The sequence below is a fragment of the Burkholderia sp. HI2714 genome (assembly GCF_002223085.1).
In the GTDB taxonomy this organism is placed as follows: Bacteria; Pseudomonadota; Gammaproteobacteria; order Burkholderiales; family Burkholderiaceae; genus Burkholderia; species Burkholderia lata_D.
In genome coordinates this window covers 53431-66613 of record NZ_NKFM01000047.1, presented here as the reverse complement: position 1 = coordinate 66613, position 13183 = coordinate 53431, and the positions used below count along the sequence as shown (strand labels likewise).

General features: G+C 67.2%; 14 protein-coding genes and 1 riboswitch. Of the genes, 8 read left to right on the top strand and 6 right to left on the bottom strand.

What is annotated here, in order from left to right:
• Nucleotides 1-144 precede the first annotated feature (144 nt).
• Nucleotides 145-732: a TetR/AcrR family transcriptional regulator gene (locus tag CFB82_RS25030; protein WP_143750964.1), complete on the bottom strand. Its 588-nt coding sequence runs from the start codon at nt 730-732 to the stop codon at nt 145-147.
• A 513-nt stretch (nt 733-1245) separates the two neighbouring features.
• On the opposite strand from CFB82_RS25030, the gene CFB82_RS25025 reads away from it, so the two are divergent.
• The 4 genes from CFB82_RS25025 to CFB82_RS25010 all read left to right on the top strand — a co-directional run bounded on the left by CFB82_RS25025 (nt 1246) and on the right by CFB82_RS25010 (nt 3853).
• On the top strand, nt 1246-1749 hold the full coding sequence (locus CFB82_RS25025) for a YbaK/prolyl-tRNA synthetase associated domain-containing protein (protein ID WP_069251653.1): 504 nt from the start codon (nt 1246-1248) through the stop codon (nt 1747-1749).
• Between the two features lie 63 nt (nt 1750-1812).
• Nucleotides 1813-2451, top strand: a complete 639-nt coding sequence (locus CFB82_RS25020; RefSeq protein WP_069251654.1) for a helix-turn-helix transcriptional regulator — start codon at nt 1813-1815, stop codon at nt 2449-2451.
• Nucleotides 2452-2512: 61 nt separating this feature from the next.
• Entirely contained in the window at nt 2513-3487 is a 975-nt protein-coding gene (locus CFB82_RS25015) for a threo-3-hydroxy-L-aspartate ammonia-lyase (protein ID WP_089485715.1), read from the top strand.
• Between the two features lie 117 nt (nt 3488-3604).
• The gene (locus CFB82_RS25010) at nt 3605-3853 is read left to right on the top strand and encodes a hypothetical protein (RefSeq protein WP_089485714.1); all 249 of its coding nucleotides are present in this window, start codon (nt 3605-3607) and stop codon (nt 3851-3853) included.
• 35 nt (nt 3854-3888) lie between these two features.
• On the opposite strand, the gene CFB82_RS25005 is transcribed toward CFB82_RS25010, so the two are convergent.
• Genes CFB82_RS25005 through CFB82_RS24985 form a run of 5 tightly spaced genes read right to left on the bottom strand, consistent with a single transcriptional unit; the run spans nt 3889 to nt 7634 of the window.
• Nucleotides 3889-4713: an SDR family NAD(P)-dependent oxidoreductase gene (locus tag CFB82_RS25005; protein ID WP_089485713.1), complete on the bottom strand. Its 825-nt coding sequence runs from the start codon at nt 4711-4713 to the stop codon at nt 3889-3891.
• Between the two features lie 5 nt (nt 4714-4718).
• On the bottom strand, nt 4719-5594 hold the full coding sequence (locus CFB82_RS25000; protein WP_089485712.1) for an SDR family NAD(P)-dependent oxidoreductase: 876 nt from the start codon (nt 5592-5594) through the stop codon (nt 4719-4721).
• Between the two features lie 31 nt (nt 5595-5625).
• On the bottom strand, nt 5626-6618 hold the full coding sequence (locus tag CFB82_RS24995; RefSeq protein WP_089485711.1) for an NADP-dependent oxidoreductase: 993 nt from the start codon (nt 6616-6618) through the stop codon (nt 5626-5628).
• 49 nt (nt 6619-6667) lie between these two features.
• Nucleotides 6668-7300, bottom strand: a complete 633-nt coding sequence (locus CFB82_RS24990) for a Dabb family protein (protein WP_089485710.1) — start codon at nt 7298-7300, stop codon at nt 6668-6670.
• A complete protein-coding gene (locus tag CFB82_RS24985; protein ID WP_089485709.1) occupies nt 7290-7634 on the bottom strand; it encodes a hypothetical protein in 345 nt (114 codons plus the stop codon). The genes CFB82_RS24990 and CFB82_RS24985 overlap by 11 nt, the downstream gene beginning before the upstream one ends.
• Nucleotides 7635-7801: 167 nt before the next feature.
• Between CFB82_RS24985 and CFB82_RS24980 the strand changes: the two genes are divergently transcribed.
• The 4 genes from CFB82_RS24980 (at nt 7802) to CFB82_RS24965 (ending at nt 13179) form a co-directional block, all read left to right on the top strand.
• Nucleotides 7802-8860 carry a helix-turn-helix domain-containing protein gene (locus tag CFB82_RS24980; RefSeq protein WP_089485708.1) on the top strand — a complete coding sequence of 353 codons (1059 nt, stop codon included), beginning with the start codon at nt 7802-7804 and terminating at the stop codon, nt 8858-8860.
• Between the two features lie 89 nt (nt 8861-8949).
• Nucleotides 8950-9142, top strand: a riboswitch (cobalamin riboswitch).
• Nucleotides 9143-9484: 342 nt separating this feature from the next.
• Nucleotides 9485-11413: a TonB-dependent receptor domain-containing protein gene (locus CFB82_RS24975; RefSeq protein WP_089485707.1), complete on the top strand. Its 1929-nt coding sequence runs from the start codon at nt 9485-9487 to the stop codon at nt 11411-11413.
• A 236-nt stretch (nt 11414-11649) separates the two neighbouring features.
• A complete protein-coding gene (locus tag CFB82_RS24970; protein ID WP_089485706.1) occupies nt 11650-12219 on the top strand; it encodes a YdeI/OmpD-associated family protein in 570 nt (189 codons plus the stop codon).
• 114 nt (nt 12220-12333) lie between these two features.
• Nucleotides 12334-13179, top strand: a complete 846-nt coding sequence (locus CFB82_RS24965) for a GNAT family N-acetyltransferase (RefSeq protein ID WP_089485705.1) — start codon at nt 12334-12336, stop codon at nt 13177-13179.
• The last annotated feature ends 4 nt before the right edge of the window (nt 13180-13183 follow it).

The following is a 13183-nucleotide window of genomic DNA, read 5'->3' as shown; positions in this document are numbered from 1 at the left end:
CTCGGGCACATACCGAATACGTCGAACCGCATCTCGTGGATCGGCGTGGAATGGCACAACGCCACGACCAGCCTTGGCCGTGGAGCGTTTCCGTCTTCTAAAGCGCCCCAATTCGCATCGACACCAAGCCTGCTGCAACTCGGCTCACGGCGCCTTGGCCAAAGCCAGAATGGCCATCACCGCATCGTCCTCGATTCCCTTGATATCCGACGGGAACCGATTCCTTTGCGGTATCAACACGATAAGCCCCTCGATCTGCGCCGTAACGAGTGCCGCGCGCCGGATGCGCACCGCTTGTGGCAGCGCCGGGTTCACGGCTTCGATGAGGCCGGCGATCACGCCGCGTTGAAATTCATACCCCTCCTCGAGCATCTTCCGCGCGAACTCCTGCGTTTGGGCCAGTGCCCAGAAGTTCACGAACAGGCTTTGAGTCCTGGGCTGCTTTCCGTCTTCGAGCAACAGTCGGACCACTTTCTCCAGCCGGCCCTCGGGTGTCAGCGACGTGTCCGCGTGCACGCCGTCGTACGTATTGGCGTATGCCTCCCTCGTCACGGTAAGGATGGCCGCGAAGATGTCTTCGCGCGTGGGAAAGTAGTGCTGCAGGTTCGACAGCGCCAATCCCGCCTTTGCCGCGACCTTTCGCATGGTCAGCCCGCCGTAGCCTTCGTCCACGAAGATCTCGATCGCACAGGCCATGATTTTGTTTACTGCGTTCTTGCCGCGTTCGGTCAAGACGCGTCCGTTATCGAGAGCCGCCCTCTTCAAGAATTCCTCCTGCTGCCCCGTGAGCGCATGCCCGGGGCGATGGTGCTGATGACGCTTCGGCGTCGCTCATGCCCGGTCGCATGCCGCCCCGCCGTTTCCGCTCGATAGACGTGGAGCGGAGATATAGGTTGGTCGACCGGATTGTGCAAAACATCGATACCTGTCATGGAGCCGTGCCGGTTCCACTACAGGGGCCAAAAGGCCGAACCTGACGGCCGACATTCTACGCAGGATTGGAAATCCGGGGAGAGGCGTCGATATCGATTGGCGGGCGCACACATGACTGGCTCGATACCCGTCACAAAACCGGTCGAGCGACATATTTTTGTCGAGGCGACCGAACGCCGTTCACTCCTCGCCCTCCGCCCCTTTGCCACGCCCATGACGAAACGTCTATACTTGGACGATCCATCGACCGGCACGCTGAAGCATGCGAACCCGCGCGCGCCTCGATCCCTGGCCTCACCTGCCCGGAGCGACATGAGCGACTATCCCGTTTTCGACACGCTTTGCGATCTGCTGAACACGTCCGGCGCGCGGTTCCGTGTGCTGGAGCATCCGGCCGAAGGGAAATCCGACGCCATCGCCGCGCTGCGCGGCACGCGCCCCGAACAGGGCGCGAAGGCGATGCTCTGCACGTTCAAGGATGGCGGCGACACCACCGCGCTCGCGGTGATTCCCGGCCACCTGAAGATCGATTTCCGCAAGGTCGCCGATGCGGTCGGCCGCCGCAAGGCCACCCTCGCGTCGCCCGACCTCGCGGCCACCGTCACGCGCTGCGTGATGGGCGCCGTGCCGCCGTTCGTGTTCGACGCCAGCGTGACGCTCGTCGTCGATCCCGCCCTGGTCGAGCGCAACACGGAGATCGCCTTCAACGCGGGCCGCCTCGATCGCTCCGTCGTGCTCGACGCGTCCGACTACGTGCGGATCGCACAGCCGCTGCTCGCCGACATCACCCGGCCGGAAGCGGCGGACGGCGAGTAACGCGCCGGTTGCCCCTTCCCCCGCTGCCGTCGCATCGATCCGAAACCTGACCGCGAAACCATCATGACCACCACCCAGAAACTCGTGCTGTCCGAACAGGCGTCGCTGATCGAACAGGTGCAGCGCATCGCTGAAGGGCTCGGTGCGATGTTCGCGCCGTTCACCGAAGTCGTGGTTCACGACCTGCGCACGCCGAAGCACGCGATCCTCGCGATCCACAACAACCTGTCGGGGCGCGCAGTCGGCGATCCCGCGACCGAGCTCGGCCTCGCCCGCATCGCGGACGACGATTTCCCGCCAGTGCTCGCGAACTACCCGAACCGCTTCGCCGACGGCCGCACCGCGAAAAGCACGTCGATCGGCATCAAGGATTCGACCGGCCGCTATGTGGCCGCGCTGTGCCTGAATGCCGACGTCACGCTGTTCCGCGGCTTCCAGGGCATGCTGAACCAGTTCTGCAGCACGGACGGCGAAGCCGTCGCGGAAACGCTCGACCCGGCCGGCGCGGACGCGATCCGCCAACGCATCGACGCGTTCGCGATGCGTCTCGCGACGACGCCGCGCGAACTGAAGACCGACCAGCGCCGCGAGTTGATGCAGACGCTGAAGGCCGACGGTTTCCTCGAAGTACGCCGCGCGATGGAGATCGTGTCGCAACATCTCGGCGTCTCGCGCGCGACCGTCTACAACGATGCGAAATGACGCAAGCGCGATACCCGCGCTGCTTTCCCGCTGACCGATTCCTAAGACCACCGGACCACCCATGAACGCTCCGACTCTCCCTACCTACGACGACGTTGCTGCCGCCGCCGCCCGGCTCGAAGGCCATGCGCACCGCACGCCGGTGATGACCTCGCGGACGATCGACGAAGCGCTCGGCGCGCAAGTGTTCTTCAAGTGCGAGAACCTGCAGCGCATGGGCGCATTCAAGTTCCGCGGCGCGTTCAACGCGCTGTCGCGCTTCGACGCGGCGCAGCGCCGCAACGGCGTCGTCGCGTTCTCGTCGGGCAACCATGCGCAGGCGATCGCGCTGTCGGCGCGCATGCTCGGCATTCCCGCGACGATCGTGATGCCGCAGGATGCGCCGGCCGCAAAGATGGCCGCGACGCGCGGCTACGGCGGCAAGGTCGTGACCTACGACCGCTACACCGAGGATCGCGAGCAGATCGGGCGCGAACTCGCGGCGCAGCACGGGCTCACGCTGATCCCGCCCTACGACCACCCGGACGTGATCGCCGGCCAGGGCACGGCGGCCAAGGAACTGTTCGACGAAGTCGGTCCGCTCGATGCGGTATTCACGCCGCTCGGCGGCGGCGGCCTGCTGTCGGGCACCGCGCTCGCCACGCGCGCGCTGTCGCCGCACGCGACGCTTTACGGCGTCGAGCCGGAAGCCGGCAACGACGGCCAGCAATCGTTCCGCTCCGGCGCGATCGTGCATATCGACACGCCGCGCACGATCGCCGACGGGGCACAGACGCAGCACCTCGGCAACCTGACGTTCCCGATCATCCGTCGCGACGTCGACGACATCCTGACCGCGACGGACGCGGAACTGATCGACTGCATGCGCTTCTTCGCCACGCGTATGAAGATGGTGGTCGAGCCGACCGGCTGCCTGTCGTTCGCCGCGGTGCGACGGATGAAGGACGCGCTGCAGGGCAAGCGCGTGGGCGTCGTGATCAGCGGCGGCAACGTCGATCTCGAGAACTTCTGCGCACTGGTGTCGGCACCGGCATGAACGTTGCGGCGCGCATGAACATTCCGTCATGCGCGCCGCATCACTCCTTCACGTCGCGTTAAGTTTCGCGCCCTAGACTGATTACGTTGTCCCGCAGTCAGTCGTGAAGGAGCCACCATGAATTCGCACGCGATCGTCGCCGCCGCCCTGGCGGCTGCTTCCCTTTCGGCGTTCGCTCAACCGGGCGTGACGTCAACCGGTTTCCCCCCCGCGTCGCCGCACGACGCCGTCGCGCAAGCGACGCACCGCTCGCCCGGCGCGTTGCCGCACGCCGGCTTCGTGCTCGCGAAGATCGATCAGAACAATACGCCGCCCGATCGCGGCGGCGACCCGAGCGGCCGCACGCATTCCGGCTCGCACATGTGACGGCACGCGCCGGGCGTGGCTGCCGCGCCCGGCCGTCAGAACGCTGGCAGCGACGGATCGCGTGCAGCGAGGATGTCGTCGGTGCGCCGCTGCAGCGCGCCGTCGATCGTCTCCGGTTGCGGAATCAGCCAGTAGCGCCCTGCCCGGATGCCGTCGAACACCCGCGCGGCGAACGCGTCGGGCGTGAGCCCGTGCGCGTTCAGCATCGAGCGCATCGTATCGACGAAGCCGCGCACCTCGGGCCGGTCGTGCGCCGCGCCGAACGGGTCGTTGAAGATGCCCGACTGCACGGGGCCCGGCGCGAGCAACGACACGCCGACCGGCGCGCCCAACATCTTCAGTTCTCCGTACAGCGATTCGGTCAGCGCGACCACCGCGAATTTCGTTGCCGAGTAAGGCGACATCAGCGGGCTCGGCAGGAACCCGCCGACCGACGCGGTATTCACGACACGCGCCGGCACGTTGCGTTCGAGCATCCGCGGCACGAAGCTGCGGATGCCGTTCAGCACGCCGTGCACGTTGATCGCGAAGCTACGCTCGAAGCGTTCCGGCGTGATTTCCCAGCTGAAGCCGGTCGCCATCACGCCCGCGTTGTTGAACAGCAAGTCGACGCCGCCAAAACGCTGCCAGGCCGCTTCCGCCAGCGCGTCGACGGCTTCCGGCCGGCTGACGTCGGTCGGCACGCACAGGACGTCGGTGTCGAGCGTCGCGGCGAATGCGTCGAGCTTCGCCGGGTCGAGATCGGCCAGCACGACGCGCATGCCGATCCCGGCGGCGTGGCGTGCGAGCCCGCTGCCGATGCCGCTGGCCGCGCCGGTGATCACGGCGGTGCCGCCGTCGAAGCGAATCGAATTCGTCATGTCAATCAAAGTCCTGTCGGGTCGATGTGGGGATGCGCATACGCGGGAATCACCGGCGGCGGCAGCACCGTGCGGCCGTCGAGCGAGCGCACCGCGAGTTGCTGCGCGAGCGGAAAATGCAGGCTGTGCGTGACGAGGCCCGTGCGTTCGCGCGCCGGCAGGCTGCACAGCGCGAGCGCGGTCTCGGCGAGATACGCGACGTCCTCGGTCGGATAGCCTTCGGGGATGTAGCGCGCGGCGCCCGGCGTGCGAATCGCCGTGCTCGGCGCGACGAGATTCACCGCGATGCCGTCGGCTTCGAGTTCGGCCGCGAGCCCCTGCGTGAAGCGCGACAGCGCCGCCTTCACCGCCGCATAGACGGTCGCGCCGCCCGCACGCGAGAAATCGTCGAACGGCCGCAGCGGCGGCAGCGCCGTCACCGAGCCGACGTTCACGATCCAGCCGGCGCCACGGGCGCGCATCGGCGGGATCGCGGCCTGTGCCAGCGCGAACGGGATGCGCAGATAGTGTTCGATCGTCGAGTCGAACATCGTCATCGGCATCGTGTCGACGCACGCGTAGTCGGCCACACCCGCGTTGTTGACGAGGATGTCGAGGCCGCCTGCGGCTTGCGCCGCGCGCCCGACGAGCGCATCGCGCTCGGCCGCGTTCGACAGGTCTGCCGCAAGCGCAATGGCGCGGCCGCCGGCCTGCTCGATCAGCGCAACGGTTTCGGCGAGCGTGCCGGCGGTCGTCGCCGATTGCGTGAGGCTGCGCGCCGTCACGACGACGGTCGCGCCTTCGGACGCGAGACGCTGGGCGATCGCACGGCCAATGCCGCGGCTTGCGCCCGTCACGAGCGCGCACTTGCCGGCCAGTACGCCGGTTCGGGTATTCGTCATCGTTGTCTCCTGTGATGTGCGTGCGGGCCGCTCAGCGGGCGATATCCGCAACATGAAGCACCAGCTTCGTTTTCGCCTCGCCCGTTTGAACGAGATCGAGTGCGCGGGCCGCCTGTTCGAGCGGGAAACGGTCGAAACGCGGCACGCGCAGCACGCGCTTTTCCAGTTGCGCCGCGATCCGGCCGAGCGTGCCGCCGCTCGGCATCCGGCTGTAGGTCATCGCGGTGCGCAGGCCGCGTCGTGCAGCTTCGGCCGCCGTCGCGGCGAGCCGCTCCGCATCGCCGGCCGCGAGCGTCATGATGTTCACCAGCGTGCCGCCCGGCGCCAGCAGGTCGAGCGCATCGGGCAGCGTGTCGCCGCCGACCGCGTCGAGCACCAGATCGACGCCGCCGGGCGCCCATGCGTGCAGGGCCGCGGCGATGTCCTGTTCGCGATAGTCGATGCTGGCCGCCGCGCCCAGCGATTCGACCGTCTCGCGGTTGCGTGCCGAACACGTCGCCGCGACGCGCGCACCGGCCTGCACGGCAAGCTGGATCGCGAACGTGCCGACCGCGCCCGCGCCGCCGTGCACCAGCACGGTCTGGCCCGCGCGCAGCCCGCCGTCGTCGAACAGGCCGGCCCATGCCGCGAGCGCGGGCGTCGGCACCGTGGCGGCTTCCGCCAGGCTCACCGCATCGGGCACGCGCACGACCGAGTCGTGACGCACCGCGACGTATTCCGCGTATGCACCCCAGCGCCCCGCGCCGACGTCGGTCTGCGCGAACACGCGCATGCCGGGTTCGAAACCGTCGACGCCGTCGCCGACCGCTTCGACCACACCCGCCGCGTCGAAGCCGATCACGAACGGAAACGTGTATTGCATGAAGGCGCCGAGGTAGCCTTCGCGGCATTTCCAGTCGGCGGGATTGATGCCCGCGTAGGCCACGCGGATCAGCACGTCGCCGGGGCCCGGCGTCGGTGCCGGCACGTCGGCCATCCGCAAGGCGTCGGAATGACCGACGCGGTCGATCAACAGGGCTCGCATCTTCGTGTCTCCAGGGCTTGTTTGATGTCGGCTTGATGTGGGCTGCGCGTCACGCCGCCGTGTCCGCCAGCAGGCTCGACGCGAGCGGACAGAACGCATGCGAGATCGCATCGACCGTCCAGTCGGGGCTTTCGGCGTCGAACCGGCGATCGACCCAGCCCCAGTGATAGGGATGCATCAGGTATTCGCCGAGCAGATCGCCGACGTGCGCGAATTCCTGCTGCCACACGTGCGTCCATGCGCCGGGCGTCTCGATCCGGCTCAGCCGCCAGTTGCGGATGCCGGGCATGAACGCGGGCATCTGCAGCAGTTCACGTTCGAGCGCGGCGATCTGCGCTGGGCTGGCCTGCGGCCGCACGCGCAGCATCAGCGTGCGCCACACGCCGTCGCGCAGCGCCGGTTCGCGCAGGCCGCCGCCGATCGCGCGGCATTCGGCGCCGTCGATGCGCTCGATGCCCGGCAGTTGAGCGAGCGCCGCAAAATCCGCCCTGCCGTCGGCCGCCGAAGCGTCACGCAGCACGTCGAGCGTGTAGTCTCCCGCGCCCCAGCTGCCGTCCAGATTGCGTGCCAATGCCACGCGTTTCGTGCCAGCCAGCGTGTGCGCGGCTTCGTGCAATGCATGCTCGATCGCGCCGGCATGGCAATCCGCGGACACGAATACCTGTGCCGTGTCATGCCGCATGATCGACCTCCGTCAGCGCGTGCAGCGGCGCATCGGCATCCGTCATCACATGGCGGCGGCGCACGTCGCACAGCGCGTCGACGGCCATCCAGAATCCGACCACGTCGGCATCCGTCAGCGCGCGCATCCGGTAATAGGCCGACGCGTCGGCTATCCGCCAGGTCAGCCACAGCGTGCTCGGCTGCCCCGGCACCGCGATGGGCGGCGACACCCAGCGGCCGGCCGCGCTCAGCCCGCGCGCCGCGTGGCTCGGCAGGTAACGGTCGCGCAGCAGTGCAAGCACGTCGGGAATGCGCTCGGGCGCGAGCGTGATTTCATCTACGATCTGGATCATTCGCATGTCGTCCGTGGTCGTTCGTGACAGGGATGCGCAGCCGGCCTACGCCGTTCCGGCGAGGCCGAAGGCGGTCGGCGTGGATAGCATTTTTGCGTGGCGACGGTTCGCAGACCCCTACCGGTCCGCTCACCGCCCCCTGTCGCAACGATCAGATCGGGAAACTCATGAAACAGCGCGCCATCCCGGCCCGCGGCCGCATCCTGCCTGGCTTCGGTGCGCGCCTGCTGAGCGAACTCAGGCGCAGCGGCGCGCCGCCGGCCGACCGTGATGCACAGCCGCCGCAACCGGCAACGACGCCGGGCGATTTCGTCGCGCTGTACCGCGACGCGATCGAACGCCTCGAGGCCCAGGTCGCGCGCGGCGACGGCCACCCGCCGATGCGCAAGCGTGAAGTCGACCTGATGTGCCGCTGCCTGCTGAGCTGCGCGACGCTGGCCGACGCAATCCGCTGTGCGCGCGAATTCGGCGAGATGCTGACCCCGCGCGCCGGCGCGCTGTCGCTCTCCGTGCGCGACGGGCGCGCGACGTTCCGGATGGATTCGCTGCGCCGCACACGCAGCCCGGCCGCGTGCCTCGTCGACCTGACGGGGTTGTTCTGCTATCTGCAGCTGTTCGGCTGGCTGATCGGGCAGCCGCTGCGGCCGACCGACGTCTGGCTCGGCCATCCGCGCCGCGACGACGCGATGCCGCTGCTCGGGTTGTTCAACGCGCCGGTCGAGGTCGGCCGTCAGACCTACGGCTTCGCGTTCGATGCCGCACGGCTCGCGTGCCGCGTGATCCGGCAGCCGGCCGAGCTCGACGCGTTTCTCGTCGATTTTCCGTTTCGCCTGATCGATGCGGCGCCGGCCGTCGTGTCGTGGGCGCAGCAGGTGCGTGGCTTTCTCGACGCGGCGCTCGCGCACGAGCAGGCGTTGCCGGCACTCGCCGAGCTGGCCGTGTGGCTCGGCGTCAGCGAGGCGACGTTGCGGCGGCGGCTGGCCGCCGAAGGCAGCGGTTATCACGTGCTGCGGGAGCAGTGTCTCGCCGAGGCCGCGCAACGCTGCCTGCGCGAGTCAGACTGGCCGGTCGCACGGATCGCCGCGCATCTCGGGTTCGGCGGCGAGGAAGCATTCCGCCGCGCGTTCGTCAGGTGGAGGGGTGTCGCCCCGAGTCGGTTCCGGCGCGATTGCATGGCAGAAAACCACGCCGTTTCATCAGACATGAAACGCGCCATCGACGCATGAAAGAAAGGATTTCGAAAGTTTTTGCGCGCCGATGACGTTTTTTCGCATCCCCGCACGGCCCGACAATTGACGCGCCGGAGCGCACGCCATTACCCTTGCGCGCTGATGGTTCCCAGGGATGGGATCAAAAGGGAACGCAGGAGAGGCCGCGCCTCGAATCTGCGGCTGCCCCCGCAACTGTGAGCGGCGAATCCGTGCCAATGCATGCCACTGGGAAACCGGGAAGGCCGGCGCGAATCACGACCCGCGAGCCAGGAGACCTGCCATCGACCCGAGGTCCAAGCAGCCGCACCGGGCGGGGTGTCCCGGCGCGCCAGGCACCGCCATTGGCGGTCGCCCGTTGCATGGACGGCCCGACCTCAGGATCCGCCCGATGTCCACTGTTACCGCATCCGCTTCCTCACCGGAAGCGTCGCGCCGGCACGCCGCCGGCATGCACGGCCCGCCTGCTCGCGCGCGCCGCTCCGTATTGATCGCGTCCGCCGGCATGTGCCGCGCCGATGCTCGCGACCGCGGCCCGCTCGGCCTGATCGCGCGATAACCCGCTCACCGATAACAAAACCGGCGCTGCCCGCCGCCCGCCCACGATCGACGCATGCGCAGCCCGACCACAACGACAGCCTCATGAAGATTCGACACCTCCTTGCCACGTCCGCCGCGACCGCGCTCCTCTCGCCGCTCGCCCACGCAGCCGGTGACACCACGGTTGCGCAACCGGCCCCGGCCGCCGAAGGCGCCGACCTGCAGACGATCAACGTGACCGACACACGCCGGCTGCCCGAGTCGTTCGACCAGCGCTATGCGACGACCCAGGTGCTCACGCGCACCGATCTCGACCGGCTGTCGCCGAGCGACCCGAGCATCACGCAGGCGCTCGCGACGCTGCCCGGCGTGACCGTCTCGCAGAACGGCGGGCCCGGCTCGTCCGCGTCGGTCAGCATCCGCGGCTCGTCGGCCAGCCAGGTCGCCGTGTTCATCGACGGCATCCGGATCGGCTCGCCGACCACCGGCATCGCGCCGTGGGCGGACTTGCCGACCGAAGCGTTCGAACGTGTCGAAGTGATCTCGGGCCCGGCCGCCGCGTCGTTCGGCGCCAACGCGCTGGGCGGCGTTGTGCAGCTCTTCACGCGCCGCGCGGCCAACCAGCCGAACCAGACCACCGTGTCGTTCGGCGGCGGCTCGAACAAGACGTTCGACACGCAGCTGCGCACGTCGGGCACGGTGCCGTCGACCGGGCCGCTCGCCGCGCTCGGCGGGCTCACCTACTCGCTCGGCCTGCACTCGTACAACACGGCCGGCATCGACGCGACGCGGCCGTTCGCGTACGGGCACGAGGCGGGCCGCAACCCGTACCACGCGCAGGATCTCGATGCGCGCCTCGGCTACGCGCGCGACAACTGGTCGATCTCGACGTTCGCGCTGTATCACCGGTCCGATCTGTCCTACGACAACCGCGGCTATGCGAACCGCCAGCTCGATCATCAGCTGACGACCGGTATCGCGTTCCACCTCGATATCACGCCGGACACGCAGTTCGACCAGTCGTTCGGTTATGCGAACGATCGCGGGTTCATCTACGCAAGCGATCCGACCATCCCGACCGACCAGATCAATTCGCAGCGCATCAGCATGTCGACGTCGCTGACGCATCAGGCGCGCGGATTCCATCTGTTCGGGCTGCCGCTGTCGGGCGAAACCAAGCTCGCATACGACTTCACGCGCGAGCAGGCCTTCCTGCCGGTCGACATTCCGAACGGCGTGCCGACGCGCAACGATTCCGCGTTCTCGCTGCACCAGTCGGCAACGCTCGGCAGCGTGACGATGTTCCTCGCAGGGCGTCATGAAATCATCGCCGGGCAGTCCGTGAATACGGGTAACGCGGCGCTGTCGTGGGCGATCACGCCGGTGTACACGGCGCGTGTGTCGTACGGCAATGCGTTCAAGCTGCCGTCGTTCAACGATCTGTACTATCCCGGCTACGGCAATCCGAACCTCAGCCCGGAACGCAGCACGTCGGTCGAGGCTGCGGTCGATGCGAACACGTCGTACGGTACGTTCACGGCCGCGATCTACGATACGCGCGTCAGCAACCTGATCGCGTACAACCCGGCGACGTTCTCGCCGATGAACATCGGCCGCGCGCATATTCGTGGCATCGACCTGTCGTACAAGGGGACGATCGGCCGCTCGACACCGGTGAGCCTCGCGGTCGGGATCCTGAATCCGCAGGACGAAACCAACGACTCGTGGCTCAACCGCCGGCCGCGCCAGACGGTCAGCCTCAACATCGATCACACGTGGGACGAGCTGCACCTGCATGCGCTGAGCACGGGGGCGTCGCTGCTTTATGGCGGCACGACGTTCGACGATCCGGCCAATTCGACCTATCTGCCTTCGTATCTGACGGTGGGCCTGCGCGCGTCGTACCGGATCAATTCACACCTGACGGTGTCGGCGACCGTGTCGAATCTGTTCGACCGGCAGTACATGACCGCGTATGGGTACAACACGCTTGGGCGGACGGCGTTCGGGAAGGTGAGTTATACATTCTGATGGGGATGGGGAGGCTTTGGCCGGATAGTTGGCGAGGCCGCCCATTTGAAATGGCGTCTCCGATGTCTGCGCGACCGATGCTTGAAACGGGTGATGCCGCCCCAAAACCGGGCGACGGACTGACGGCAACCGAGCGGCCAGTCTTTCGTCGCACCGCGCACGTTGCTGTCCGTATCAACACTGCTAGACTGCGGACGCCCTCCCCGCACATGTAGTCAACCATTCAGGACAGTGACATGACCGAATGCGCGCTAACCTTTACCAGTCAGGCCGAATGGGAAAACTGGTTAGAGCAAAACGGCACCACTTCGACCGGAGCATGGCTGCGTCTGGCGAAAAAAGGCACCGGCCAGCGCACCGTCACCTACGAACAGGCGCTGGAAAGCGCCCTCTGCCATGGCTGGATCGATGGTCAAAAGCGGACCGAGAGCGAGCAATACTGGTTGCAACGCTTCACCCCGCGCTCCGCAAAAAGCATCTGGTCCAAACTCAACACAGACAGGGCTGAAGCGCTGATCGCCGCGGGCAGAATGCGCCCGCCGGGCTTGTGCGAAATCGAGAAAGCCAGGAAGGACGGCCGCTGGCAGGCTGCCTATACGTCGGCCAGCAACTCGATCGTGCCGGACGACCTGCAGGCGGCTTTGGACGCCAATCCGGAAGCCCGCAAGTTTTTCGCAACACTGAACAGCCGTAACCGATATGCCATCCTGTTTCGAATACAGAATGCCAAAAAGCCGGAAACACGGGCGCGTAAAATCGGGGAATTCATCGACATGCTGAATCGCGGCGAAACCATCCATCCATAGATTTTTCGCTGGCGGGAATGGTGCCAAACGGGACATATCGTCTGTCAGGGCTGCTTCGGCTCGGCAGCCGGTAATGCAACGCGCAATCGCGAACGCAGCGACTGGGGGTGAACCATGGACCAAGGCAGAGACTTTATCGTGCGCACCATGTCGGCCGACGAAGTAGCGATGTCGGTCGAATGGGCCGCTGCAGAGGGCTGGAACCCCGGTCTGCATGATCCTCATTGTTTCAGGAAAGCGGACCCCGCCGGGTTCTTCGTCGGCGTCTGGCGCGGCGAGCCGGTCGCGTGCATATCCGCTGTCGCCTATGACGAACACTTCGGCTTCATCGGCCTCTACATCGTGAAACCCGGATTCCGCGGCCAAGGCTTCGGCATCCGAACCTGGCAGCACGGCATGCGTTACCTCGGCGACCGCAACATCGGGCTCGATGGTGTCGTGGCCCAGCAGGCGAACTACAGGAAGTCCGGATTCGCGCTTGCGTACCGCAACATCCGCTATCAGGGGCGCGTGGACGGCATCGGATGCGCGCACGTAGTGGCAGCGGCCGACGTGCCGTTCGAGCAATTGCTTGCCTACGATCGCCACTGCTTTCCCGTGGCACGCGAGCGTTTCGTGTCCACCTGGATCGCGCAGCCGGATGCCGTTGCGCTCGCGACGATCGACGCCGGCCGAGTCGCCGGCTACGGTGTCGTGCGCCGTTGCAGGACGGGCTGCAAGATCGGCCCGCTTTTTGCCGACGACCCAGGCGTCGCCACCGGGCTGTTTCGCGCACTCGCGGCGCGCATGCCCGGCGAGGTCATCGTGCTCGACGTGCCGGAAACGAACCCCGCGGCCGTCGCGCTGGCCGAACGGCACGGCATGGCGAGCGTGTTCGAAACCGCACGGATGTACACGAAAGAAGCGCCGGCGATTGCGATCGACCGCGTGTTCGGGGTGACGTCGTTCGAGCTGGGGTGATCGC

Coding starts and splice junctions, on each gene's coding strand:
- CFB82_RS25025 (WP_069251653.1), top strand. CDS start 1,246: ATGAGCGACTATCCCGTTTTCGACACGCTTTGCGATCTGCTGAACACG.
- CFB82_RS25020 (WP_069251654.1), top strand. CDS start 1,813: ATGACCACCACCCAGAAACTCGTGCTGTCCGAACAGGCGTCGCTGATC.
- CFB82_RS25015 (WP_089485715.1), top strand. CDS start 2,513: ATGAACGCTCCGACTCTCCCTACCTACGACGACGTTGCTGCCGCCGCC.
- CFB82_RS25010 (WP_089485714.1), top strand. CDS start 3,605: ATGAATTCGCACGCGATCGTCGCCGCCGCCCTGGCGGCTGCTTCCCTT.
- CFB82_RS25005 (WP_089485713.1), bottom strand. CDS start 4,713: ATGACGAATTCGATTCGCTTCGACGGCGGCACCGCCGTGATCACCGGC.
- CFB82_RS25000 (WP_089485712.1), bottom strand. CDS start 5,594: ATGACGAATACCCGAACCGGCGTACTGGCCGGCAAGTGCGCGCTCGTG.
- CFB82_RS24995 (WP_089485711.1), bottom strand. CDS start 6,618: ATGCGAGCCCTGTTGATCGACCGCGTCGGTCATTCCGACGCCTTGCGG.
- CFB82_RS24990 (WP_089485710.1), bottom strand. CDS start 7,300: ATGCGGCATGACACGGCACAGGTATTCGTGTCCGCGGATTGCCATGCC.
- CFB82_RS24985 (WP_089485709.1), bottom strand. CDS start 7,634: ATGATCCAGATCGTAGATGAAATCACGCTCGCGCCCGAGCGCATTCCC.
- CFB82_RS24980 (WP_089485708.1), top strand. CDS start 7,802: ATGAAACAGCGCGCCATCCCGGCCCGCGGCCGCATCCTGCCTGGCTTC.
- CFB82_RS24975 (WP_089485707.1), top strand. CDS start 9,485: ATGAAGATTCGACACCTCCTTGCCACGTCCGCCGCGACCGCGCTCCTC.
- CFB82_RS24970 (WP_089485706.1), top strand. CDS start 11,650: ATGACCGAATGCGCGCTAACCTTTACCAGTCAGGCCGAATGGGAAAAC.
- CFB82_RS24965 (WP_089485705.1), top strand. CDS start 12,334: ATGGACCAAGGCAGAGACTTTATCGTGCGCACCATGTCGGCCGACGAA.